Raw genomic sequence first — 24,255 nt, forward strand, 5'->3', positions numbered from 1 at the left:
CTCCCGGGGCCCTTTCCGTTCCGAAAGCGCGGCGCCCTAGGCGTCGGCGGCGATCTTGGCGCTGAGGATCTTGCCCGGGTTGCGCGGCGGCTCGCCGGTGGGCAGCGAGTCGACGTTCTCCATGCCTTCGACCACCTGGCCCCAGACCGTGTACTGGTTGTCCAGGAAGGTGGCGTCGTCGAACACGATGAAGAACTGGCTGTTGGCCGAGTTCGGGTCGGGGGTGCGGGCCATCGAGCAGACGCCGCGCACGTGCGGCTCCTTGGAGAACTCGGCCTTGATGTCCGGCTTGGCCGAACCGCCGCGGCCGGTGCCGGTGGGGTCGCCGCCCTGGGCCATGAAGCCCGGGATCACGCGGTGGAAGACGACGCCGTCATAGAAGCCTTCGCGGACCAGTTCCTTGATGCGGTCCACGTGGCCCGGGGCCAGGTCGGGACGCATCTTGATCGTGACCGGGCCGGTCTCAAGCGTCAGGATCAGGGTGTTTTCGAGGTCGGCCGACATGGTCATCCCTTGAGGATTGGAGGAGTCGCAAGGCTTCTAGCCCGCTTTCCGCAAGGGGGAAACCGCGCGGTTGAATCCCGAACGCGGATCAATCGCCATGGCCCAGCTCGCGACCTAGCGGACATCGACCGCCAGATCGAGGTCGCAGACCGAGAAATCGGCGCCGCGCGCCGCGCGCTTGCGGGCGATCTCGGCCTTGAACCAGGCGCTGGCCGGGTCGACGACGCGCACCGTCGGGCGCTCGGCCGGCGGGATGTCGGCCAGCAGCCGCACCTTGATCATCCGGTCCTGCGGCTTCTCGACCGGCTCGCCGGTCTTGATGGCCCGCACCACGTCCAGCCCGACCAGCACCCGGCCGAAGGCGGTGTAGCGCTTGTCCAGCGACGGATAGGGCTGGCGCATCAGGAAGAACTGGCTGTTGGCCGAGTCGACGGCCTCGTCGCGGGCCTCGCCGACCACGCCGGGGCAGTAGGTCCCCCAGGCCGAGACCTTCTTGTCCGAGGTCATATCCGACCAGCTCCAGGCCTGGCTGACCACCGGCAGCGACTTGAGCAGGCCCACCTCGGTCCCGGCCGGGGCGGCGGCGGCCACGAACGGCGTCGCGGCGTCGCGGCGGAAGGTGAACTCGGCCTTCAGGTTGGGCTTCTTCGTGCCGCCCTCCCCCGTATCGTCCGGGTCGCCGGTCTGGGCCATGAAGCGGTCGATCACCCGGAAGAAGGTGCGGCCGTCATAGACCCCCTCGCGGGTCAGCTCCTGGAAGCGCGCCACGTGGCCGGGGGCGACCTCGGGGATCAGCTCCAGGATCACCCGGCCCTTGCTGGTGTCGATCACCACCACGTCCTCGGGCGCCGGCGTCCGCCAGTCGCTCGCCTTGGGCAGCGGGACCTTCGGCGCGGCCTGAAGCCCCCCGACCGCGACGAGGCTCGAAAGCAGGACGGTCGTGGCGATCAGGGGGCGGATCATCATTTCACCTTCACCGGAACATCGACGTCGCAAGGGCCGAACGCCCCGCCCATCTCGGCGCGCTTCTTCTCGACCAGGGCCGCGAAGGCCGCCGAGCGGGTGTCCATCACCTGGATGGCCGGACGCTGGGCGGCGGGCATGTCGGACAGCACGCGGACGGTCAGCATCCTGTCCTGCGGATCGGCGACCGGCTCGCCGGTCTTGATGGCGCGGATGGCCTCGAGGCCGGTCAGGGCGCGGCCGAACGGGGTGTAGGTCTTTTCCAGCGACGCATAGTGCTGGCGCATGAAGAAGAACTGGCTGTTGGCGCTGTCGGGGTCGCCGGCCCGGGCCATGCCCAGCACGCCGGGGCAGAAGGCGCCCCAGGCCGCCACCTTGCCGTCGGCGGTCATCGCCGCCAGGGCGCTGTTCTGGCTGTAGACCGGCAGCGCGCCGACGAAGCCCATCTCGGTGGTTCCGGACTTGCCGGCCGGCGCGTAGCCGGGGCCGCGGCGAAACAGGAACTCGGCCGTCAGGTTCGGCTGGTCCGAACCACCGGTGCCGTCGTTCTTGGGATCGCCGGTCTGGGCCATGAAGCCGTCGATGACCCGGAAGAAGGTCAGGCCGTCGTAGAAATGGGCCTTGGCCAGCTGGCGCACCCGCGCCACGTGGTTGGGGGCCGTCTCGGGCGACAGCTCGACGATGATCCGGCCCTTGTTGGTGTCGACGACCAGGATGTTCTCGGGGTCGGGCGTCCGCCAGTCGGAAGCCTGCTGGGCGCTGGCGGCCGAGGCCGCGGTGAGCGCCAGGACGGCGACGATGGACGCAAGCTTCATGGAGATCCCCGATAGAACTGACCCGACGGCGTAGAACGCCGCCGCGCGGACGACAAGTGGCGACGCCTTAGAGCCGACGATTCCGGCGAGTTTGGGGTCTCGCCACGCGGTCCCCTCCGGCCCTTCGGGCCACCTCCCCCAGAGGGGGAGGAGCTACGCCGTACGAGCTGCTCCCCCTCTGGGGGAGCTGTCGGCGAAGCCGACTGAGGGGGCCTTTCGCAGGCACGATCTCTCGTCCTCACGCGGAAACCGCTGAGTTGATGGAAAGGGTCGCGGAGCGCCGGACATCGTCCGGAGTGTTTGAATAAATACCGTTTCGACGAAGCCCAGATCGCTCCGCGCGGTCGTTATCCGGAAGCCTGCGGCGCTGAGCCCTGTTGGAGCCTCGCCGCCTTGAAGCCTCCGACGGGCGGGCCAGGTCAACGACACCCGGTCCCGGACCGCGAGCCTGTCAAAGCTCGCCTGCTGCTCCGTCGGCCCTCACGTCACGTCGTATCTGTATAACAGGCCCGACCGGCACCAGAGACGCAAGGTTTGACGAGACCCCTACACATGCGAGCCTCGGCCGAAGGAGCTACCCGCTCGATCGCCCCCAGCCGCCGCATCGGTCGCTGGCCATGCGCCCTTTCCCGCGACGAGGTGAGTAAAGGATACGGGTGGTTGGAAAGGGTGAGGACAGATTGGGGTCGAGAAAGTTCAGGGCGTTGATTTTGCTGGGGTTCGCTTGCTCGACGCCGAGCATATACCACCCAAACTCCGCTCATCCCGGCGAATGCCGGGACCCAGATCCCATGGCTGGGTGGAAGATTGGAGGGACTCAGCGGTCCTGGCGTCAGCCACACCGCCATTCCATCTGGGTCCCGGCATTCGCCGGGATGGGCGGATCAATAATCAGGAATTTCAATCCCCTGTACCCATCCGCCCGCAGCGGCGAGGCCGCGCCTCGAAACCTTGATGGCGAGCCTGCTCTGGCGTCTGACCGGGGAGGATGGGCGGCTTGCGCCGAACGGACATTCTGAAGGTTAGCTGAGGGTGCTGTCGGACTAACAGCATTCGGCCGGAAGCGGACCAGACCCGATCCCATTCAAGCGGTCATCGAAGAACGATGCGCTCTTGAGCTCGCTACCAACTCGCCAAATGTATACATCGCCGGAAGTTCCCGGTACGAGCGCTCCATCTAGCCGCTCTCCAACACGCAGTTTGCGGTAAGGCGGCCCGACAATTTCGACGACTGATTGATAGTTCATGCCGAAATGCAGGCCAGACCAGCCATTCGGGGGAGCTTCGGATGACGCTGCACAGCTCGCCGTTAGCGATAGCGTGAGCCCAAGTAAGACGAAACGCTTCATCTTTGCCTTCCCGGTTTGAGCCAGTGGAAGCAGGCTAGGCCCATGTCCGCAACGGATCGAACCCAGCCCGCCGCGCCAGACCGGCAAGCGGGCGTTCGGCGGCGGCGGCCAATTGCGACCTGACCGCCCGCGGAACCACCGAACCGCCCCGCCCCCTACTTCGCCAGCTTGGCCAGCAGCTGCTCGGCCACACCCGGCGGCACGAACTTGTGGACGTCGCCGCCCAGGGCCGCGATCTCCTTGACCAGGCGCGAGGCGATGGCCTGGTGACGCGGGTCGGCCATCAGGAACACGGTCTCGATCTCGCGGTCGAGCTGCTGGTTCATGGCCGTCATCTGGAATTCGTATTCGAAGTCGGCCACGGCCCGCAGGCCGCGGACGATCATCTGGGCCCCGACCTCGCGGGCGAAATGCATCAGCAGGCTGTCGAACGGCCGGACCTCGATCTCGGCGATCCGGCTCAGGTGGGCCGTCTCGCGGCGCACGATCTCGACCCGTTCGTCCAGGGCGAACAGCGGCCCCTTGCCGATGTTCACCGCCACCCCGATCACCAGCTTGTCGACCAGCTTGACCGCCCGGCCGATGATGTCGAGGTGGCCGTTGGTGACCGGGTCGAAGGTGCCCGGGTAGAGACCGATCCGCATGCTTTTCCCTCACCCGGGCCTAAGCCCGCTGGCCCCTTGCTTGGGTCGCTTACGAGGTCTCTTCCGCCCCGTTTTCGTCGCCCGTGTTGTCGTCCCCGCCGGCGTCGGCCAGGCGCTCGACGCTGACGACGTGCTCGTCGGCGGCGGTGCGGAAGATGGTTACGCCCTGAGTATTCCGCGCCGCAACACGAATTTGCGAGACCGGCACCCGGATCATCTGGCCGGCGTCGGTGACCAGCAGGATCTGGTCGCCGTCCTCGACCGGGAACGAGCCCACCAGCTTGCCGCCGCGCTTGCTGAGGTCCTGGGCCGTCAGGCCCTGGCCGCCGCGGCCGGTGCGGCGATAGTCGTAGGCGCTGGTGCGCTTGCCGAAGCCCTCCGACGACACGGTCAGCAGGATCTCCTCGGCCGCGCCCAGCTCGGCGATGCGTTCCGGCGTCAGGCTGGCCTCGCCGCCGTCCTCCTCACCCTCTTCCGGCGCGGCCGGGGCCTCGTCGCCTTCCTCGCCCAGGGCCCGGGCCAGGGCCCGCTGGTGCTTGAGATAGGCGGCGCGCTCGGCCGGGGTGGCGTCGACATTGCGCAGCACGCTCATCGAGATGACGCTGTCGCCCTCGGCCAGGCGCACGCCGCGCACGCCGGTGGAGTCGCGGCTGGCGAACACCCGCACCTCGTCGGCCGAGAAGCGGATGCAGCGGCCCGAGGCGGTGTTGAGCAGGATGTCCTTCTGGCTGTCGCAGACGGCCACGCCGACGATGCCGTCGCCTTCATCCAGTTTCATGGCGATCTTGCCGTTGCGGCGCACGTCCACGAAGTCCGACAGCTTGTTGCGGCGTACGCTGCCCGAGCGGGTGGCGAACATCACGTCCAGGCCGTTCCAGGTGGCCTCGTCCTCCGGCAGGGCCAGGATCGAGGTGATGGTCTCGCCCGGCTCGATCGGCAGCAGGTTGACGAAGGCCTTGCCGCGGCTGTTGGCGACGCCCAGCGGCAGGCGCCAGACCTTCATCTTGTAGACCTTGCCGCCCGAGGTAAAGAACAGCAGCGGGGCGTGGGTCGAGGCCGAGAACACCCGGGTGACGGCGTCCTCGTTCTTGGTGGCCATGCCGGCCTTGCCCTTGCCGCCCCGGTGCTGGGTGCGATAGGCGGCCAGCGGCGTGCGCTTGACGTAGCCGCCCAGGGTGACGGTGATGACCATCTCCTCGCGGACGATCAGGTCTTCGTCTTCCATGTCGGCGTCGCCATCGACGATCTGGCAGCGGCGGGGCACGGCGAACTTGTCGCGCACCTCGACCAGTTCCTCGCGGACCACGGCCATGATGTTGGCGCGGTCCGACAGCAGGTCCAGATAGCCCTTGATGGCCTCGGCCAGGGTGGCGGCCTCGTTGCCGATTTCGTCGCGGCCCAGGCCGGTCAGGCGTGACAGGGTCAGGGCCAGGATCGCGCGGGCCTGCTCGTCGGTCAGGCGGATCAGTCCGCCGTCTTCCTGCACGGTGCGCGGGTCGGCGATCAGCTCGACCAGCGGCAGCATGTCGCCGGCCGGCCAGGACTTGGCCACCAGCCGCTCGCGGGCCTCGGTCGGGTCCTTGGACGAGCGGATGATGTGGATGAACTCGTCGATATTGGCGACGGCGATGGTCAGGCCGACCAGCACGTGGCCGCGATCGCGCGCCTTGCCCAGCTCGAACTTGGTCCGCCGGACCACCACTTCCTCGCGGAAGGCGACGAACAGCTCGATCAGCTGGCGCAGGCCCATCTGCTCGGGCCGCCCGCGGTTCAGGGCCAGCATGTTGACGCCGAACGAGCTTTGCAGCGCCGTGAAGCGGTAGAGCTGGTTGAGGATCACCTCGCCCGAGGCGTCGCGCTTCAGCTCGACCACGATGCGCATGCCGTCGCGATTGCTTTCGTCGCGGATGTCGGAGATGCCCTCGATCCGCTTGTCGCGGACCATTTCGGCGATGTACTCGACCAGGTTGGACTTGTTCACCTGGTAGGGAATGGCCGTGATGACGATGGCCTCGCGGCCGGCGCGGATCTCCTCCACCGTGGCCAGGCCCCGCATGACCACCGAGCCGCGCCCGGTCAGCAGCGCCTGGCGCGGGCCGGCCCGGCCGATGATCTCGCCGCCGGTCGGGAAGTCGGGACCCGGCACCAGGTCCAGCAGCTGGTCGGTGGTGACGTCCGGCTGGTCGATCACCAGCAGGCAGGCGTCGATCACCTCGCCCAGGTTGTGCGGCGGGATGTTGGTGGCCATGCCGACGGCGATGCCGCCCGCGCCGTTGACCAGCAGGTTGGGGATCCGCGACGGCAGGACGACGGGTTCCTGCTCCTTGCCGTCGTAGTTGTCCTGGAAGTCGACCGTGTCCTTGTCCAGGTCGGCCAGCAGCGACATGGCCGGCGGGGCCATGCGGCATTCGGTGTAGCGCATGGCCGCGGGCATGTCGCCGTCGACCGAGCCGAAGTTGCCCTGGCCGTCGATCAGCACCAGGCCCATCGAGAACGACTGGGTCATCCGCACCAGGGTGAAGTAGATCGAGGCGTCGCCGTGCGGGTGGTACTTACCCATCACGTCGCCGACCACGCGGGCCGACTTGACGTAGGGGCGCTCGGGCGTCTGGCCCTGCTCGTGCATCGAGAACAGCACGCGGCGGTGCACGGGCTTGAGGCCGTCGCGGGCGTCCGGCAGCGCCCGGCTGACGATCACGCTCATCGCATAGTCGAGATACGAGCGGCGCAGCTCGTCCTCGATATTGATGGGGGTAACGTCCCCGCGGGCGGCCGGCGAGGCCGGGGACCCGGGGATGGTGTTTTGATCGTCGCTCAAGGGAATTTTTCGCCGTCAGAATCGAACACGGAACCGTCAAAAACAGTTAGCATTCCCCTCGCCAAGACGCCACCTTCGCGGCCTCGCCCCTTGGTTTTCCGGGAGTTTCCGATGCGTTTGACCGCCCTCGTCCTGTCCGCCGGCCTGCTGGCCGCCACCCAGGCCTCCGCCGCCGCCACCAGCGCCACGGCCGAACTCAAAGGCGCCGGCGGCCAGGCGATCGGGACCGCGACCCTGACCGAGGCGCCGCACGGCGTGCTGCTGCGCATCCAGGCCAAGGGCCTGACGCCGGGCTGGCACGGCCTGCACTTCCACGAGAAGGGCGATTGCGGGACGCCGGACTTCAAGTCGGCCGGGGCCCACGTCCACACCACGACGGCCGTGGTCCACGGCCTGCTGAACCCGGACGGCAACGACAACGGCGACCTGCCCAACCTGTTCGCGGCGGCCGACGGCTCGGCGACGACCGAACTGTTCTCGCCCCTGGTGTCGCTGAACGGCGCCGGCGGCCGCCCCGCCCTGCTCGACGCCGACGGCTCGTCGATCGTGATCCACGCCAGCCCCGACGACTACAAGACCCAGCCGATCGGCGGCGCCGGCGCGCGGGTGGCGTGTGGCGTGGTGAAGTAGGCACGGAACCTTCCTTCTCCCCTTGCGGGAGAAGGTGGCCTCGCGGAGCGAGGTCGGATGAGGGGTCGAAGGAAAGGCCCACCGTGTCGGGCGGAGCGACCGGGTGCGCGGTCGGGTTTGAGAGACCCCTCATCCGTCGGCCTTCGGCCGCCACCTTCTCCCGCAAGGGGAGAAGGACGCACCTTACGTCGCTTCCCCCTCCGGCGGCGCGGCCTTCTTCGCCGTCAGGGCCACCAGCGCCACGCCGGCCATGGTGGCGGCCGCGCCGATGACCAGTTGCGGCGACAGGGCGTCGCCCATGAACAGGACGCCGATCGTGCACGACACCAGGGGCGTCAGCAGGAAATAGGGCGTCACCCGCCCCGCCTCGCGCCGCTGGACCAGCCAGAACAGCAGGGCGCTGGCCCCGATGGTCGAGACCACGCCGGCGAAGGCCACGCAGGCCCAGGCGAGCGGGGCGGCCGTCCGCACCCGCTCCACGACATTGTCCTCGAAGCCGAACGACATGGCCAGCAGCGCCGGCGCGGCGACGACGGCGGTCAGGGCCTGGACCTGCAGCGGCTTGGCGCCCGGCGTCTGGCGCACGAACACCGTGGCCAGGGCCCAGCAGGCGCTGGCGACCACGCCCAGGGCGATGGCCGGCAGGTCGGCCGCCCCGTGCGGGTCCAGGCTCATCCAGGCCACGCCGACGAAGGCCACCACCAGGCCGGCGACGGCCAGGGGCTTCATGGTCTCGCCCAGCATCTTCCAGGCGAACAGGGCGGTGAACGGGATCCACAGCTGGGTGGCCACCACCAGCGGGCTCAGCGACTTGGCCAGGCCGAAGGCGATGTAGATGATCCCGAAATGGATCGGTCCCGACAGCAGGCAGATGGCCGCCAGCCGCCTGGACCACGGGAAAGGCGGCTTCAGGAACGGCGCCAGGAAGGCCAGGGCCAGGGCGAAGCGCAGGGCCCCGACCATCATCGGCGGCAGCTCGGCGGTCGCCACCTTGGCCGCGGCGTTGTTCAGGCCCCAGGTCAGGATGATGGCCGCGATGGCCAGGCGCTCCAGGGCGCTCAGAGGACCATCTTGGGGCGTGTTCGACGACATGGCCTCGCTTGGATCAGACCCCGCCGGTTCCTTCAACCCCGCCGGCGCCGACCACCTTGCGGATCGCGGCCGTCAGGAGGGCGAGATCCGCGTCCGGCGTCGTGAAGGCCGGGGTCAGGTAGACCGTCCGGCCCATCGGCCGGATCCAGGCCCCCTCGGCGGCGAAGGCCTCGCACAGGGCGCCGACGGCCACCGGCGCGTCGAACTCCACGACCCCGATCGCGCCCAACACCCGGACGTCGACCACGCCCGGCGCGGTCCGCGCCGGCTCCAGCCCCTCCGCCAGCGCCGCGCCGACCCGCGCCACGTCGGCCCGCCAGGCGCCGTCCTCGAACAGGTCCAGCGAGGCGTTGGCGGCGGCGCAGGCCAGGGCCGCGCCCATATAGGTGGGGCCGTGCATCAGGGCCGCGCCGGGGTCGTCGGACCAGAAGGCGTCGAACACCCGGGTCGAGGCCACCGCGACCGACAGCGGCAGGGTCCCGCCGGTCAGGGCCTTGGACAGGGTGACGATGTCGGGCTCGATCCCGGCCGCCTGCATGGCGAACATCTGGCCGGTGCGGCCAAAGCCGGTGAAGATCTCGTCGAAGATCAGCAGCACGCCGTGCTTGTCGGCCAGACGGCGCAGGGCGCGCAGCACCTCCGGGCCGTGGAACAGCATGCCGCCGGCGCCCTGGACCAGCGGCTCGGTCAGGATGGCGGCGACCTCCCCGCCCCGCTCGGCCAGCAGCGCGTCGAGGGCGGCTTCCGACGCCGCGTCGGTCGGCAGGTCGGCGATCAGCTGCGCCGGCATCACGCCCGAGAACAGGCTGTGCATGCCCTCCTCCGGATCGCAGACCGTCATCGTCGCCAGGGTGTCGCCGTGATAGCCGCCCCGGAACGACAGGAACTTGGTCCGCCCGGCGACGCCGCGATTGATGTGGAACTGCAGCGCCATCTTCATGGCGATCTCGACCGACACCGAGCCGGACTCGGCGAAGAAGGCGTGGTTCAGGTCGCCCGGCAGCAGGTCGGCCAGCCGCCTGGCCAGGCGATAGGCCGGCTCGTGCGCCAGGCCGCCGAACATCACGTGCGGCATGCGCTCCAGCTGGTCGCGGATCGCCCCGGCGATATGAGGGTGGTTGTAGCCATGGCAGGCGGTCCACCACGAGGCCAGGCCGTCGACCAGTTCGCGCCCGTCGGCCAGAATCAGCCGCGAGCCCTGGGTGGCGACGACCGGCAGCGGCGGCCGGGCGGTCTTCATCTGGCAATAGGGCCGCCAGACGTGGGGCGCGCCGGCCACAAGCCAATCGGGGCTTTCAGCGGTCATGAGGGCGATCCTTCAGGCCTGGGCATTGCGTGCTTGGGGCGCACTGCCTATGCCCTCACGCGGTGGGGGGCAAACAGGAACCGTGATGCACAGTCTCGACACCTACGCCGCCGACAAGATCCAGCGCCTGGAGGCCGCCAGCCTGATGCGTCGGCTCAGGCCCACCCACCGCGCCGCCGGCGCCGTGGTCGAGCGCGACGGCCGCCGGCTGCTGTCCTTCTCGTGCAACGACTATCTGGGCCTGTCGCAGCACCCGGCGGTCAAGGCCGCCGCCCAGGCCGCGATCGAGACCTACGGCGCGGGCTCGGGCGCCTCGCGGCTGGTGACCGGCGACACGCCCCTGCTGTCGGACCTCGAGGCCCGGCTGGCGCGGCTGAAGGGAACCGAGGCCTGCGCGGTGTTCGGCTCGGGCTATCTGGCCAATACCGGCCTGATCCCCACCTTCGCCGGCAAGGGCGACATCGTGCTGGTCGACGAACTGGCCCACGCCTGCATCTGGGCCGGCGCCCAGCTGTCCGGCGCCCGGATCATCCCGTTCGCCCACAACGACACCGACCACCTGGCCGCCCTGCTGGCCGAGCACCGGTCCGGCGCCCGCCACGCCATCGTCGCCACCGACGGGGTGTTCTCGATGGACGGCGACATCGCCCCGCTGGACTGGCTGTCGGCGGTCTGCGAGGCCAACGACGCCTGGCTGCTCTCGGACGACGCCCATGGCGTGGGCGTGCTGGCCGAGGGCCGCGGCTCGGCCGCCCTGTTCCCCGAGGCCCAGATCCCGTTCCAGATGGGCACCCTGTCCAAGGCCCTGGGCTCGTACGGCGGCTATGTCTGCGGCTCCCGGGCCGTGGTCGACCTGCTCAAGACCCGGGCCCGCACCCTGGTCTACACCACCGGCCTGCCGCCGGCCGCCGCCGCCGCGGCCCTGGCGGCGCTGGATATCGTCGAGGCCGACGCCGTCCTGACCGCCCTGCCCCTGGCCAAGGCCCGGGCCTTCACCAAGGCCGTCGGCCTGCCGCCCGCCGCCAGCCCGATCGTGCCGGTGATCATCGGCGAGGCCCAGGACGCCCTGGACGCCTCGCGCGCCCTGGAGGCCGAGGGTTTCCTGGTCGTGGCCATCCGCCCGCCCACCGTGGCCGCCGGCGCGGCCCGCCTGCGCATCGCCTTCAGCGCCGATCACCCCGACGCCGAGATCGCCCGCCTGGCGGCCCTGGTGAAACCCTACGTGAAGGCGCGCCGCTGATGCCCGCCCTGTTCGTCACCGGAACGGGCACCGACATCGGCAAGACCCATGTCAGCTGCGCCCTGATCCGCGCCCTGAAGACCCGGGGCGCGGCCGTCGACGCCTTCAAGCCGGTGGTCAGCGGCTTCGATCCCCGCGACGCGGCCGGCAGCGATCCGGCCCGGCTGGCGGCCGCCCTGGGCGATCCCGGCGCCGTCCTGCGCATCGCCCCGCGCCGCTACCGCGCCCCGCTGGCGCCCAACATCGCCGCGCGGCTGGAAGGCCAGGTCCTGGCGCTGGACGACATGGTCATCGACGCCGTGGCCCGGGCGGCCGAGCTGCGCGACGGCCTGCTGCTGGTCGAGGGGGCCGGCGGGGTGATGTCGCCCCTGACCGACGGCGAGACCAATCTCGACATGATCACCGCCCTGGGGGCGCCGGTGCTGCTGGTGGCCGGCTCCTATCTGGGCACGATCAGCCATGTGCTGACCGCCCTGGTCGCCCTGCGCGCCGCGAAGGCCGAGGTCGCCGCCGTGGTAATGAGCGAGAGCCTCGACGCCCCGGACCTGGACCAGACCGCCGAAGCCCTGGCCCCGTTCCTGGGCGACGCGCCGCTGTTCCTCGCGCCCCGCTCCGAAGCCTGGGACGCCGCCGACCTCGCCGACCACCTCCTCGCCCGCTCGAGAACCCCATGACCCCGCGCATCGCCATGATCGGCCTGGGCGACATCGCCCGGAAGGCCTACCTGCCCGTCCTGGGCCCGCGCGCCGACGTCGCGCTGGTGTTCGTCACCCGCAACGCCCAGGCCCTGGCCGAGTTCGGCGCCGCCTGGCGGGTCGAGCGGTTGCACGCCGACCTCGATACGGCCTTGGCCGACGGCCTGGACGGCGCCCTGGTCCACGCGGCCACGGCGGCCCACCCGGACATCGTGCGCCGCCTGCTGGAGGCCGGCGTGCCGACGCTGGTCGACAAACCGCTGGCCGACAACGCCGCCGACAGCGAAGCCCTGGTCGACCTGGCCGAAACACGCGGCGTCTCGCTGATGGTCGGCTTCAACCGCCGCTTCGCGCCGACCTATCGCGACGCCGCCGCCCTCGACCTGCCCCTGACCCTCATGCAGAAGAACCGCGCCGACCAGGCCGACGAGGTGCGTCGCGTGGTGTTCGACGACTTCATCCACGTGGTCGACACCCTGCGCTTCCTGGCCCCCGGCGCGGGCGAGCCGCGCGTGCATGGCCAGGTCGCGGACGGCCTGCTGCGGCACGTGGCGCTGTCCCTGTCGGGCGCCGGTCGCGACGCCCTGGGGATCATGAACCGGGTCAGCGGCGCCAACGAGGAGACGCTTGAGGTCTCGGGCGCCGGCGCCAAGCGACGGATCGTCGACCTGGCCCAGGTGGTCGACCAGTCGGCCCAGGACCATCTCACGCGGCGCGGCGACTGGACCTCGGTCGGCCGCCAGCGCGGCTTCGAGGGGCTGTGCGAGCATTTCCTGGCCGCCGTCCGCGACGGCCGCCGGCTGTCGGCGCTGGACGCGCTGGAGACGCATCGCCTGTGCGAGACGGTGGTCGGGGCGCTTGGCGAGTAGCCCGGCGCTGTTCGAGGTTCGCCCTCCTTCCCGTTGTCATCCCGGAAAGCGCACAGCGCTTGTCCGGGACCCAGGTGAACCGCACCGCATAAGCCCAGTCTCCTGGGTCCCGGACAGCCTCTGCGAGGCTTCCGGGGTGACAACCTTGAAGGTCATGCCCCTTGAACGATGGCGGTGATCAGCGGAACCCGTAGGCGCCCGCCCTTCGCCCCTCAGGCGCTCCGCCGCTCCACCACCTCGTCGACCGCCAGGGCCGGCGCCATGCCCGCGCGGCGGAACAGCTTGGCCAGGGCCACGAACAGGCCTCGCTCCTCGACCCGGTGATAGGGCGAGGTCGCCGCCAGCTGGGCCGACAGCCGCGCATGGGCCTTGCCCAGGTTGTGGTACGGCAGGCGCGGCAGCAGGTGGTGCAGGGCGTGATAGCGCAGGCCAACCGGGGCCCACAGGAAGGGCAGCAGGGCCGGCGGCGGCACGTTGACCGAGTCCAGGAACTGGTCCTCGAAGCTCATCCGCTCGCCGTCGTTCTCCCAATAGTGGGCGACCAGGGTGCGCAGCTGGTTGACGAAGGTGGCCAGCGAGAACAGCGCGAACCAGGTCAGGACCACGCGCACCGGCACGACGCCGGCGACGGTCAGGGCCGCCACGCTCCAGCACCACAGCCAGCAGCCGACCTCCTGGGCCAGCCAGTCGGGCCGGGTCCGGTCGTTGTCCTCGCGCACGAAGTCGGGATTGATCACCAGGGCCGATAGCTTGGTCCGGACCAGCCGGCGCACGGCCGGGACCACGAAGGACAGCGGGATCAGGATCCCCGAACGCAGGATCACGCCCAGCGGGGCCAGCAGCGAGATCGCCGCAAACAGCGCCAGCCTGAACGGCGAATAGCGGCCCAGCGGCAGGTATTCCGGGTCGCGGGCCGTGCCGAAGCGGTCCTTGGCGTGATGCAGGTTGTGCACGCCCTCGTACATCATCGACGGCGTCATCAGCGGCACGCCGATCAGCAGGTTCCAGCCCAGGCGGAAGCCGGGCACGTCCTTGGGCCGCAGGTGGCTGATCTCGTGGATGAAGCTGAGGCCGCGATAGAGGGCCAGCAGGCCGACCAGGCCGGCGACCAGGCCTATCGCCAGGCTATTGGTCGTGGCCGCCAGGGCCAGGCCGCCCCAGGCGGCCGCGGCCGTGAGCAGGAGGTCGAGCCAGTAGACGCCGCGGTCGGGCGTCGTCAGGTCCGCCGTCAGGCTGTGCGCCTGGCGGACCAGTCCGACCTCGTCTTTCGGGGATGATCCCACGTCGCCCTCACGCCCACGCCAACTTCAGCGCCCCGACTTGGCGCCGCGACCTTCGAAATTCAATCCGCGTGGACGGGTGAACGGACGAAAATCGCTCAAGCCTCTAGCTCAAAATGGCCCGCGTCGAAACGCTGGCCATTGTCGCAGGTCAAGAAAACCCCGACGACGGAACGGTTGTGCACGCCCGCGAGGCCGTGCGGCGGAGGTCGTGACCTGGAGAACGACGATCCGGTCAGAAAGGCCGAAGATCGCGGCCGCGCGCCACGGCGAGGTCCCGCAGCCAGGTTCGGACGGCCCGCACGCGGGCGCTCGCGGCGACCTCGCGCAAGGTGCTGACCCAGAAGCGGCGATGCAGCAGCACCCGCGGCGTCACCCGCACCAGGCCCTCGGCCAGGAAGCAAGGCAGGACGCCCACGCCGCCGCCGGCCAGGATGATCTCGCGCTGGGCGCGGATCGACGAACTGGACAGCGCCGCCTCCAGCCCGGGCGCCACTTCGTCGAGATAGCGCAGTTCCGGGGAGTACAGCAGGTCGTCGACATAGCCGACGATCTGGCAGCGTCGCAGATCCTCGGCCTCGTCCAGCGGCCCCGTTTCGGCGAGATAGGCGGGCGTGGTGTAGACGGCCAGCTGGTAGTCGGTCAGCGGCTCCACCAGCAGTCGGCCATCGGTCGGCGCGCTCAGGGTCACGGCCAGGTCCACCTCGCGCCGGGTGGGCGACAGGAATCCGCCGTTGGCCGCCATTTCGATCCGCAAGGTCGGCCGCCCCTTCCGGAAAGCCGGCAGGGCGGGAGCGAGGACGTGGGCGCCGAACCCTTCCGCGACGCTGATCCGCACCGTGCCCCCCGCCGCTTCCGGATCGCCCGACCGGGCGGCCTCGTGCATGGCGGCCTCGGCCCTCAGCCCCGCCTCGAGCAGGCGCGAGCCCACGCTGGTGACCTGCAGGCCCGCGGCCGAGCGGACGAAGAGCGTCGCCTTCAGCGCGGTCTCCAGCCTGGCGACGCGCCGGCTGACGGTGGCGGTGTCGGCGCCCGCCCTCTGGGCGGCGGCGCTGAACGAGCCGGCCCGGGCGGCGGCCAGGAAGAAGCGAAGATCGTCCCAATCGAACATGGCTGTGAAAAACTGCCTCCAGGCCTTGCATATTTGCAATGGTAATATTGCGTGTATCCCCAATAGTCCCCACCCAGCAACGGAGGACACACGGTGCGGTTCGTTCACCATTTCATCGACGGCGTGGAGGCTCCGGGAACCCCAGGCGAGCTGGGCGGCCGGTTTGGCGACGTGTTCGATCCGAACACGGGCGAGGTTCAGGCGCGCGTGGCCCTGGCGAGCGACGCGGAGGTGGACGCGGCGGTGAAGGCGGCCGCCGCGGCCCAGGTCGACTGGGCGGCGACCAATCCCCAGCGCCGGGCCCGGGTGATGTTCGAGTTCAAGCGCCTGATCGAGCGCGACATGAACGCCCTGGCCGAGATCCTGTCGTCCGAGCACGGCAAGGTGATCGCCGACAGCAAGGGCGACATCCAGCGGGGCTTGGAGGTCATCGAGTTCGCCTGCGGCATCCCCCACGTCCTGAAGGGCGAATATACCGAGGGCGCGGGCCCTGGCATCGACGTCTACTCGATGCGCCAGCCCCTGGGGGTCTGCGCGGGGATCACCCCGTTCAACTTCCCGGCCATGATCCCGATGTGGATGTTCGGCATCAGCATCGCCGTGGGCAACAGCTTCATCCTCAAGCCGTCGGAGAAGGATCCGACCGTGCCGGTCAAGCTGGCCGAGCTGATGATGGAAGCCGGCGCCCAGGTCGGGCAGGATCTGGCCGGCGTGCTGAACGTGGTGCACGGCGACAAGAGCGCCGTCGACGCCCTCCTGACCCATCCGCTGATCCGGGCGGTCAGCTTCGTCGGCAGCTCCGACATCGCCTCCTACGTCTACCGGACCGGCGCGGCGCACGGCAAGCGCGTCCAGGCCATGGGCGGGGCCAAGAACCACGGGATCGTCCTGCCCGACGCCGACCTGGACCAGGTGGTCAAGGACCTGTCGGGCGCGGCCTTCGGCTCGGCCGGCGAGCGCTGCATGGCCCTGCCGGTGGTGGTCCCGGTCGGCCGGAAGACGGGCGACGAACTGCGCGAGCGGATGGTCGCCGAGATCGAGACCCTGAAGGTGGGGATCTCCACCGATCCGGCCGCCCACTACGGCCCGGTGGTCAGCGCCCAGCATCGCGCCAGGATCGCCGACCACATCCGGCAGGGCGTCGAGGAAGGGGCCGAGCTGGTCGTCGACGGGCGGGACTTTTCCCTGCAGGGCTTCGAAAAGGGCTTCTTCATCGGCCCGTCGCTGTTCGACGGCGTCACCAAGGGCATGAAAACCTACCAGGAGGAGATCTTCGGCCCGGTGCTGCAGATCGTCCGCGCCGAGACCTTCGAGGAGGCCCTGAGCCTGCCGTCCGAGCACCCGTACGGCAACGGCGTGGCCATCTTCACCCGCAGCGGCCGGGCCGCCCGCGAGTTCGCCAGCCGGGTCAATGTCGGCATGGTCGGCGTCAACGTGCCGATCCCGGTGCCGGTGGCCTATCACACCTTCGGCGGCTGGAAGCGCAGCGCGTTCGGCGACACCAACCAGCACGGCCTCGAGGGCGTGAAGTTCTACACCAAGGTCAAGACGGTGACCGCCCGCTGGCCGCAGGGCGAGCTCGAGGACAGCGCCTTCGTCATCCCCACCATGAAGTAGCCTCGGCGCGCCGACGGCCTTTCCCGGTGACGGCGTTCACCTGGGCGAGAAGCGGCCGGAAGCAGACGGTCCGCTATCGAGGCCTCAGGCGATCGCCGCTCGGACGGCATCGGCGAGCGGGCCGAGGAGAATGTCGATCAGGTGCTCGAGGCGCAACGCCGCTTCGACGCAGCGCAGGCGTCCGCCCTCTGAGCGATGCGTTCGAGCACGAACGATATTCGTCCGGCGATTACCGACATCATCCCGCAACGCGTTTCATCGAGGCGCGCTGCATCGAACGGCGCCTCAGGTTTCCGCGCGATAGGCCCGGGCGCGCCGCCGCGGAACGCCACCTGATCGCGGCGCGCGATCAGGTGGCCAAGGCTCAGAATCGCGCCTGCAGCGCCAGGAAGTAGGACCGGCCCACGATGTCGTAGGTGCCAGGCTGGGTAAGCCCGAAGGTGCCCGCGATCTGCAGCGGATCCTTGTCGGCCACGTTGCTGATCCCGGCGCGCAGCACCAGCCCATCCCGGATCTTGAGCGAGCCGGTCAGGTCGACCATGTCGTAGGCCCCGACGCCGGGCGCCGGACTTGTCGGCCGCGTCACCGAGGTCACGTCCTTCATCGACGGCAGGTGACGCCAGCGCACACCCAGTTCGGCTGAGCCGACGCTGTAGGTCAGGGTTGTCAGCAGTTTCCAGTCGGGCAGCGGCAGGCCGGCGCCCTGGGTGCCGTCGATGGCGCCGGCGTACTCCTGCCAGGCCGAGCCCGGCAGCAACTGCACGCGATAGGAGTCGGTGAAGTTGGCCACCAGGTTGAGATCGAAGCGACCCCATTTGTCGTCGAGACCGAAGACCGAAAGCGGGACCTTCCAGTCGGCCTGGACGTCGACGCCGCGGGTCTTCAAGCCGCCCAGGTTCAGGTAGGGCGTGGCCACGGTCCGCACCCCGCCGGTCGCATCCCGGCTGATCAGTTGGCAGTAGGTGTTGCTGGCGGCGTAGGTCGGATTGGTGCCGTCGAGATTGTAGCACTTGTTGATCGCGGTAACGCCGGAGACCACCGAGATCACGTTGCTGATGTCGATCGTGTAGTAATCGACGGAGGCCGACAACCCCGAGAGCAGAGGATGCTCGAACGGCGAGCGCCAGACGACGCCGGCGGTGTAGGTGTCGGCCTGTTCGGGCGTCAGATCGGTGCTGCCGCTCGAGAGGGTGCCGACGGACGTGGTCGTGTACTGATAGTTGTCGACGATCGAGCCGGGCACGCCGGTGGCGATGCAGAGCGTCCGGACGTTGGCGGCGCTGGCGCCGGTGCGCGCCGAGGAGCGCACGTCGCAGGGATCGCCCTGGCCCGGCGGCGAACCGATGGCGGCCTGGGCCGCGGTGGCGGCGCTGTAGAGTTCGCCGATGTTGGGCGCGCGGATCGCCCGCTCGTAGCCGCCGCGCAGCAGCAGGCTCTCGACCGGCTTCCAGGTCACATCGGCCTTGTAGGTGCCGACACGGCCGGAGACGTTGTAGTCCGAGGTGCGGTAGCCGACGTCGAGATCCAGGGCTTTGACGAACGGCAGGTCCTTCAGCAATGGGATCAGCAGCTCGATCGAGGCTTCCTTGACCGAGGTCGCACCTCCGCCGGGGTTGGTGGCCAGGGTGCCGATGATGTCCTGCGAGATCAGCGACGGATCAGGCTGGAAATCGAAGCTATTCTCACGATAGCCCAACGTGCCCGAGAACTGCAGGTCGCCGGCCGGCAGGGTGAAGAGCTTGCCCTGCAGGCTGGCTTCGACGATGTCCTGGCTGGTCTTGGTGTAGTTGTGGGTCCGGGTCTCGACATAGTTTCGGCAGGCCTGCGACACCGAACCGGCGGCGGCCAGGCCGAAGGGGTTGTAGCCGCCCGCGCAGATCGAGGCGCCGCCGTCGGCCGCCGCCAGCAGCGTGTTGAGCTTGGACAGCAAGATCGCCTTGTCCTGGGTCTCCACCAGGTCCATCGAGTCGTGCGAGCCGTAGACGTCCCAGGTCCAGCCCCGCCAGGGCAGCTCGCCGGTAAAACCGACCAGGAACTGGCTGACCCGGAAATCGGCGATGAACTCGCGTGTGTCGAAGGCGGTGAAGCGCTGGTTCAGGGTGAAGGGCGCGGTCGGGTTGGGACGCGAGGCCAGGATGGTCCGCAGATCGGCCGGGATGAACGGATTGGTCACCGGGATCGAGGGAATGGCGTAGAGCGTCGGCGTCCAGCCGACCTGGCCGGTGACCGTCGATTCGGTGTACATCGCCTGGGCGTAGGCCTTGATGCTGTCGGTGACCTTGTAGTCGAACTTGCCGAAGGCCGAGCGCCGGGTCATCGGATTGACGATGAACTCCTGGTAGGCCACCGGCTGGCGCACCGTCCCGCCCACGGTGGAGAAATAGCCGGAGGTCGGGCCCTTGTAGTTGGTGGCGCCGATCTGGCTGAACAGCGTGCCGTCATCGTTGAAGCCCAGCGAGCGCGACGGCGACACCGCGCCGGCCGCGGCTCCGTAACCGCCAAACACCGTGTTGAGCGCCGCTTGGGTCGGCAGGTTGCTGGCCGATGGCACATAGGTCCCCTGGCCGATGAAGGACGACAGCACGCCCAGGCTGAAGAAGTCGCGCCGATTGCCCCACAGCACCTGTCGGTCGGAATAGCCCAGGGACACCAGGGCATGGCCCCGATCGTCGGCCGTGGCCGCTCCGCCGGTGATCGAAAAGTCCGTGGTGCGAGCATCCGACTTGAACGAATTGCCGTAGCGGGCGTCGATGATCAGGCCTTCGAAATTGCGCCGCGACTTGAAATTGACGACGCCGGAAATGGCGTCCGAGCCATAGACGGCCGAAGCGCCCCCCGAGATGGTCTCGACCCCTTCCAGAATGCTCTGAGGGACGATGTTGACGTCGACGACGCCGAAGGCGTTCGACATCGGCAGGCGGCGACCATCGAGCAGCACCAGATTGCGGGACTCTCCCAGGCCCCGGAGGTTCAGCGAAGCGCGACCCGCGCCGCCGACCGCGCCGATGCTGCTGGCGGTCTGGCCTTGCACGAACTGCGGCATCTGGTTGAGCGTCGCCTCGATGTTGATGGCGCTGCTCTTGGCCAGGGCGTCCTGGCCGACCGTGGCGATGGGGCTACTGGAAATGTAATCGCGGCGGGCGATGCGCGAGCCGGTGACGATGATGGTCTCGACCGTGGTCTCCTGGCCGGCTTCCGGCGCGGTCGCGACCGGCGCGGTTTGAGCATGGGCCGCCGTCGCCAGGGCGAGAGCCAAGCCGGAAATCGAAGTCGCCAGAGCCTTGCGGTTCATGTTTGTCCCCTCCTATTGAACGCCCTTTCCGTCCGAACCGCGTCGAGGCGGCCACGGCAGGGCGCGTGCCTTGGTCGGACCAAGCGATCCGGCGACGCGTCGACCGCGTCTCAGGTGTCAGGGGAAGATCGAGGCGATGCGTCAGGCACGGCCCGCCGCCGGGAGGCGCGCGGCCTCCGCTCCCCTCGTCACGCCGTCGGGCGGCGCGTCGTTTCCTCCTGGCCCTCGTGATTGCTTTTCTGGTTTCTGCGAACCATCACGGTGGGTTTTCACAAAATGGACGAACTGGTACGTTTGTGTCAATCGGTAAAACGACGGTCGGTCAAAAGCCAGGTGCGGACCGGATTTTCGTCGCATGCGCCGCAACGTCGACACGACGATATCGACTGGGAGGCGACCGCTTGAAGACTCGCTTGAACCCTCGCCGCGCCCCGTTTCGCGGCCGCTCTTTCCTGGCCGCCGCCGGCGTTCTTCTGGCGTTGCTCGCCAGCACGCCCGGCCAAGCCCGCCCGGTCGCCGTGACACGCACGGAGGCGGGGATCGTCGCCGGAAAGCGCCTGCCCTCAGGCGTGACGGCCTATCTGGGCCTGCCCTACGCCGCGCCGCCGGTGCGGGCGCTGCGCTGGCGTCCGCCCGCCCCCGTCAGCCCCTGGGACGGCGTGTTCAACGCCGACCGGTTCGCCCCCGAATGCATCCAGAATCTGCGCGCCAAGGAGATCAACCATTATTTCGGCGAGGAGGCGACCAGCGAGGACTGCCTGTACCTGAACGTCTGGACACCGCCCGGGACCAAGGCCGACCAGGCCAGGCCCGTGATCGTCTGGATCTACGGCGGCGCGTTCTCGGTGGGGTCCTCGGCCATGGCCAACTATGGCGGCGAGGCCCTCGCCCGCAAGGGCGCGGTCTATGTCTCGTTCAACTACCGCCTCGGCGCCCTGGGCTTCATGGCCCATCCCGATCTCGCGGCCGAGGACGCCAACCACGCCTCGGGCGCCTATGGCTATCTCGACCAGATCGCCGCCCTCGCCTGGGTCCAGCGCAACATCGCCCGGTTCGGCGGCGACCCGAAACGCGTGACGATCATGGGCCAGTCGGCCGGATCGATCTCGGTCTTCGACCTCCAGGCCAGCCCCTTGGCCAAGGGACTGTTCCACCGGGTCGTCGGCATGAGCGGCGGTCCAGGCTTGGCCGCGCCGGGGGCCGGCGGCGCCGACCTGCTGTCCCGCGCCCAGGCCGAGGCCGTGGGTCTGCGCCTGCAGTCGGCGCTCAAGGCCCCGACCCTGGCGGAAATGCGACGACTGCCGGCCGACCGCATCCTGGCGGCCCAGAACGACTGCCAGGCGGGTCGCTGCGAGGGCGGCGGTCCGGCCCTGCCCTGGCCCAGCATCGACGGCCACGTCCTGCCCGACGCGCCGCTGCGACTGTTCGCCGAAGGCCGGCAGAACGACGTGCCGACCCTGATCGGCTTCACCCATGACGAAAGCTGGACCCCGCTGCGCGCGACAACCGACCTCGCCGGCTATCGCGAGACGGCGCGCAAGCTCTATGGCGATCGCGCCGAAGCCTTCCTGGCGCTCTATCCAGCGACCACGGACGCGCAGGCGGCGGTGATGGCCCGCGCGGCGGCGCGCGACGGCGGCATGGCCAGCGTCATGCGGCGATGGGCCCGCGCCCAGGCCGCCACGGGCAAGGCGTCCGTCCACGTCTATGGTTTCGCGCGGCCGCACCCCTATACCCCGGGGATCACCTTCGCCGATCTGGATCCCGCCACCGCCGGCGCCTACCACACAAGCGAGGTCCCCTACTTCCTGCAGACGCTGGACTCGCTGAACCTGTTTCGGCGCACGCGCGACTGGACGGCGGAGGACCGCCGACTGTCCGACGCCCTGGCCGGCAGCCTGATCGCCTTCGCCGCGACGGGCGACCCGTCCACCGCCGCCGCGCCCTGGCCGGCCTATGACCTGGCCGACGAGCGCCTGGTGACCATCGGCGCCGTCCTGACGCCCGACCGGTTCGATCCGGTCCGGATGGACTTCATGGACCGCGTCCGTACGCCGTTCTCGATCGGCGCGCCGCCAAGGGCCACGCAGCGCAGCCGCGACTGAACTTCAGGGAGAACTCTGGGCCAAGCGGGTATGGGCCGCCATCCGGACAGGCGCGTTGGGGGCGCCATAGTCGTCATATCCGCCCAGCCGCTGGACATATTCCAGAAAGAACCGCCCTTGGAACGTGGCGCTGTAGAGATGGAGGAATTCACCCTCCCCGACCCGGTCGTAGAGCACATTGAGGGCGCGTAGCCGATCGACGAACGCCAGGTCCAAACCGAAACGGGCGATCAGGTCGTCATAGTAGTTCTGGGGAATCTCGAGCACCGGGGCGGCGATCGCCTTCAGGCGTTCGGCCATGGCCAGGAGATCGTCGCAGCCGAACGCGATATGGTGGACGCCGGCCCCGAACTGGCTGGAGACCGACCGGGCCGTGGTGGTGTCGCGGCCCAGGGAGATGTTCAACGGAAAACGGACGGTGCGGTCGGGGTCGACCACCGCGCGGCTTCGCACCAGGCCGTAGGGGTCCGGCAGGACGAAGGTCTCCTTGGCCTCCAGGCCCAGGACCGCCCGATAGTAAAGCACCCAGCTGTCCATCTGGCCGGTCGGCAGGGCGATCGCGACATGATCGACGCCGGTGGGACTGGGCGCCGCGGCCCCGCTCCTGGCCCTGGACGGTTCGAGCTCGAACTCGATCTCGTAGAGGCCGCCGGACTCCACGCTCTGGTCGACGAAATAGATCAGGCTGCCGTCCAGGGCGCGCACGGCCGGAATGCTCAGGTCGTTGGGGCCGGCCCGGCCCTCGAACCGCGCGCAGCCGTAGTCGGTGGCGCGGCCCAGGGCCCGGATCGCGTCGTCGGTGCGCAGGCCGATCGCGCAGATCGCCGGACCATGGAGCAGGAAATAGGAGTGGGCGAAGCTGTCGACCTCGCCGTTGAGGACCAGGTTCACCGCGCCCGATCGATAGAGGCTCACCGTCTTGTGCCGGTGGCGGCCGATGCGCTCGAAGCCGAACCGTCCCAGCCAGTCGCCCAGCGCCAGCTCGGCCGCGTCGTCGACCGCGAATTCCAGGAACGACACGCCGGCCAGCCTGGCGGGCTCGGGCGGATCGAACAGCGCGACCCGGCGCTGGGCCTGGGCGGCGGCTGGCGCCGCCTTGCGCCGGTTGGTGACGGTCTCCTCCAGAAACCGCAGCGAGCGCAGGCCGTCGCGGGCGATCTGCCGGGCCGCGCCGCCGCGAAAGTCGTCGTTGAAGATCTCCAGCGACAGCGGGCCCGTGTAGCCGGCGTCGATCACCGCGTCGACGAAGCCGGCGACGTCCAGCTGGCCCTGGCCGGGGAAGCAGCGATAGTGACGGCTCCAGCTCAGCGGATCCAGATTCATCAGCGGCGCGTCGGCGATCTGGACGAAGGCGATCTTGTCGCCGGGGATCTGGCGGATGATCGCCGGGTCGTCCTTCAGGGCCAGCATGTGGAAGCTGTCGAGCAGCACGCCCAGATGCGGATGGTCGGCTTGCTGGACGATCCGCCAGACCTGGTCGACATGCTGGACGTGACGTCCCCAGGCCAGGGCCTCGTAGCCGATCTTCAGGCCGTGCTGGCTGGCGCGACCGGCCAGCTCACGCAACTGGTCGGCGGCCAGTCTCTCGTCGTCGATCGCGGCGGGCGATGTGTTGGAGCACACCAGCATCATCGGCGCCCCCAGCGCCGACATGACCTCGAACTTGCGCTCGGCCCTGTCCAGGTTGCGGGCGAAGGGCTCGGGCGGCATGGCCTCGAAGTCGCGAAACGGCTGGTAGAGCGCGATCTGCAAGCCAAGGTCGGCGGCCATCCGCCTGACCTCTTCGGGCGCGCCGTCGAAATAGAGCAGATCGTTCTCGAAGATCTCGACGGCGTCGAAGCCGGCCGCGGCGATGGCCTGCAGCTTTTCGCGAAGCCCGCCGCTGAGGCACACCGTGGCTATGGATCTGCGCATGTCGAAGACCT

General features: G+C 69.5%; 17 protein-coding genes. 6 read left to right on the forward strand and 11 right to left on the reverse strand.

Features of this window, described 5'->3' with window-relative positions; all coding sequences use genetic code 11:
• Positions 1-36: 36 nt before the first annotated feature.
• From AC07NX_RS05170 to gyrA, 5 genes are all read right to left on the reverse strand, one after another.
• Positions 37-504, reverse strand: coding sequence for a peptidylprolyl isomerase (locus tag AC07NX_RS05170; RefSeq protein WP_035077308.1), 468 nt, complete (start codon positions 502-504; stop codon positions 37-39).
• A gap of 114 nt (positions 505-618) precedes the next feature.
• Positions 619-1,467: a peptidylprolyl isomerase gene (locus tag AC07NX_RS05175; RefSeq protein WP_494639713.1), complete on the reverse strand. Its 849-nt coding sequence runs from the start codon at positions 1,465-1,467 to the stop codon at positions 619-621.
• Positions 1,467-2,282 (reverse strand): peptidylprolyl isomerase, encoded by an 816-nt coding sequence (locus AC07NX_RS05180; protein WP_494639715.1) that lies wholly within the window; start codon positions 2,280-2,282, stop codon positions 1,467-1,469. The genes AC07NX_RS05175 and AC07NX_RS05180 overlap by 1 nt, the downstream gene beginning before the upstream one ends.
• 1,504 nt (positions 2,283-3,786) lie before the next feature.
• Positions 3,787-4,275, reverse strand: a complete 489-nt coding sequence (gene coaD, locus AC07NX_RS05185) for a pantetheine-phosphate adenylyltransferase (RefSeq protein ID WP_494639716.1) — start codon at positions 4,273-4,275, stop codon at positions 3,787-3,789.
• A gap of 49 nt (positions 4,276-4,324) precedes the next feature.
• The gene (gyrA, locus tag AC07NX_RS05190; RefSeq protein ID WP_494639718.1) at positions 4,325-7,093 is read right to left on the reverse strand and encodes a DNA gyrase subunit A; all 2,769 of its coding nucleotides are present in this window, start codon (positions 7,091-7,093) and stop codon (positions 4,325-4,327) included.
• A 111-nt stretch (positions 7,094-7,204) separates the two neighbouring features.
• Here gyrA and sodC point away from each other — a divergent pair, with 111 nt between their 5' ends.
• On the forward strand, positions 7,205-7,723 hold the full coding sequence (gene sodC / locus AC07NX_RS05195) for a superoxide dismutase[Cu-Zn] (protein ID WP_494639720.1): 519 nt from the start codon (positions 7,205-7,207) through the stop codon (positions 7,721-7,723).
• 183 nt (positions 7,724-7,906) lie between these two features.
• Here the strand turns inward: sodC and AC07NX_RS05200 are convergent, their stop codons facing one another.
• Positions 7,907-8,815, reverse strand: coding sequence for a DMT family transporter (locus AC07NX_RS05200; protein ID WP_494639721.1), 909 nt, complete (start codon positions 8,813-8,815; stop codon positions 7,907-7,909).
• 13 nt (positions 8,816-8,828) lie between these two features.
• On the reverse strand, positions 8,829-10,121 hold the full coding sequence (locus AC07NX_RS05205; protein ID WP_494639723.1) for an adenosylmethionine--8-amino-7-oxononanoate transaminase: 1,293 nt from the start codon (positions 10,119-10,121) through the stop codon (positions 8,829-8,831).
• Between the two features lie 85 nt (positions 10,122-10,206).
• Between AC07NX_RS05205 and bioF the strand changes: the two genes are divergently transcribed.
• Genes bioF through AC07NX_RS05220 form a run of 3 tightly spaced genes read left to right on the forward strand, consistent with a single transcriptional unit; the run spans position 10,207 to position 12,925 of the window.
• Entirely contained in the window at positions 10,207-11,361 is a 1,155-nt protein-coding gene (gene bioF, locus AC07NX_RS05210; RefSeq protein ID WP_494639725.1) for an 8-amino-7-oxononanoate synthase, read from the forward strand.
• Positions 11,361-12,035, forward strand: coding sequence for a dethiobiotin synthase (gene bioD / locus AC07NX_RS05215; protein WP_494639726.1), 675 nt, complete (start codon positions 11,361-11,363; stop codon positions 12,033-12,035). Before bioF ends, bioD begins: the two co-directional genes overlap by 1 nt.
• On the forward strand, positions 12,032-12,925 hold the full coding sequence (locus AC07NX_RS05220; protein ID WP_494639727.1) for a Gfo/Idh/MocA family protein: 894 nt from the start codon (positions 12,032-12,034) through the stop codon (positions 12,923-12,925). The genes bioD and AC07NX_RS05220 overlap by 4 nt, the downstream gene beginning before the upstream one ends.
• Positions 12,926-13,137: 212 nt before the next feature.
• Here AC07NX_RS05220 and AC07NX_RS05225 read toward each other — a convergent pair whose 3' ends face one another.
• Together AC07NX_RS05225 and AC07NX_RS05230 are read right to left on the reverse strand one after the other, a co-directional pair.
• Positions 13,138-14,208 carry a fatty acid desaturase family protein gene (locus tag AC07NX_RS05225; RefSeq protein ID WP_494639729.1) on the reverse strand — a complete coding sequence of 357 codons (1,071 nt, stop codon included), beginning with the start codon at positions 14,206-14,208 and terminating at the stop codon, positions 13,138-13,140.
• A gap of 232 nt (positions 14,209-14,440) precedes the next feature.
• Entirely contained in the window at positions 14,441-15,316 is an 876-nt protein-coding gene (locus AC07NX_RS05230) for a LysR family transcriptional regulator (protein WP_494639731.1), read from the reverse strand.
• Positions 15,317-15,430: 114 nt separating this feature from the next.
• On the opposite strand from AC07NX_RS05230, the gene AC07NX_RS05235 reads away from it, so the two are divergent.
• Complete coding sequence (locus AC07NX_RS05235) at positions 15,431-16,933, forward strand: CoA-acylating methylmalonate-semialdehyde dehydrogenase (RefSeq protein ID WP_494640024.1); 1,503 nt, start codon at positions 15,431-15,433, stop codon at positions 16,931-16,933.
• Between the two features lie 364 nt (positions 16,934-17,297).
• Here AC07NX_RS05235 and AC07NX_RS05240 read toward each other — a convergent pair whose 3' ends face one another.
• Positions 17,298-20,225 carry a TonB-dependent receptor domain-containing protein gene (locus AC07NX_RS05240; RefSeq protein WP_494639733.1) on the reverse strand — a complete coding sequence of 976 codons (2,928 nt, stop codon included), beginning with the start codon at positions 20,223-20,225 and terminating at the stop codon, positions 17,298-17,300.
• A 413-nt stretch (positions 20,226-20,638) separates the two neighbouring features.
• On the opposite strand from AC07NX_RS05240, the gene AC07NX_RS05245 reads away from it, so the two are divergent.
• Positions 20,639-22,330: a carboxylesterase/lipase family protein gene (locus tag AC07NX_RS05245; RefSeq protein ID WP_494639735.1), complete on the forward strand. Its 1,692-nt coding sequence runs from the start codon at positions 20,639-20,641 to the stop codon at positions 22,328-22,330.
• Between the two features lie 3 nt (positions 22,331-22,333).
• Here AC07NX_RS05245 and AC07NX_RS05250 read toward each other — a convergent pair whose 3' ends face one another.
• Entirely contained in the window at positions 22,334-24,244 is a 1,911-nt protein-coding gene (locus tag AC07NX_RS05250) for a bifunctional sugar phosphate isomerase/epimerase/4-hydroxyphenylpyruvate dioxygenase family protein (protein WP_494639737.1), read from the reverse strand.
• Between the last annotated feature and the right edge of the window lie 11 nt (positions 24,245-24,255).

The sequence above is a fragment of the Caulobacter sp. GW821-FHT09A05 genome, assembly GCF_059418465.1.

Coding starts and splice junctions, on each gene's coding strand:
- AC07NX_RS05170 (WP_035077308.1), bottom strand. CDS start 504: ATGTCGGCCGACCTCGAAAACACCCTGATCCTGACGCTTGAGACCGGC.
- AC07NX_RS05175 (WP_494639713.1), bottom strand. CDS start 1,467: ATGATCCGCCCCCTGATCGCCACGACCGTCCTGCTTTCGAGCCTCGTC.
- AC07NX_RS05180 (WP_494639715.1), bottom strand. CDS start 2,282: ATGAAGCTTGCGTCCATCGTCGCCGTCCTGGCGCTCACCGCGGCCTCG.
- coaD (WP_494639716.1), bottom strand. CDS start 4,275: ATGCGGATCGGTCTCTACCCGGGCACCTTCGACCCGGTCACCAACGGC.
- sodC (WP_494639720.1), top strand. CDS start 7,205: ATGCGTTTGACCGCCCTCGTCCTGTCCGCCGGCCTGCTGGCCGCCACC.
- AC07NX_RS05200 (WP_494639721.1), bottom strand. CDS start 8,815: ATGTCGTCGAACACGCCCCAAGATGGTCCTCTGAGCGCCCTGGAGCGC.
- AC07NX_RS05205 (WP_494639723.1), bottom strand. CDS start 10,121: ATGACCGCTGAAAGCCCCGATTGGCTTGTGGCCGGCGCGCCCCACGTC.
- bioF (WP_494639725.1), top strand. CDS start 10,207: ATGCACAGTCTCGACACCTACGCCGCCGACAAGATCCAGCGCCTGGAG.
- bioD (WP_494639726.1), top strand. CDS start 11,361: ATGCCCGCCCTGTTCGTCACCGGAACGGGCACCGACATCGGCAAGACC.
- AC07NX_RS05220 (WP_494639727.1), top strand. CDS start 12,032: ATGACCCCGCGCATCGCCATGATCGGCCTGGGCGACATCGCCCGGAAG.
- AC07NX_RS05230 (WP_494639731.1), bottom strand. CDS start 15,316: ATGTTCGATTGGGACGATCTTCGCTTCTTCCTGGCCGCCGCCCGGGCC.
- AC07NX_RS05240 (WP_494639733.1), bottom strand. CDS start 20,225: ATGAACCGCAAGGCTCTGGCGACTTCGATTTCCGGCTTGGCTCTCGCC.
- AC07NX_RS05250 (WP_494639737.1), bottom strand. CDS start 24,244: ATGCGCAGATCCATAGCCACGGTGTGCCTCAGCGGCGGGCTTCGCGAA.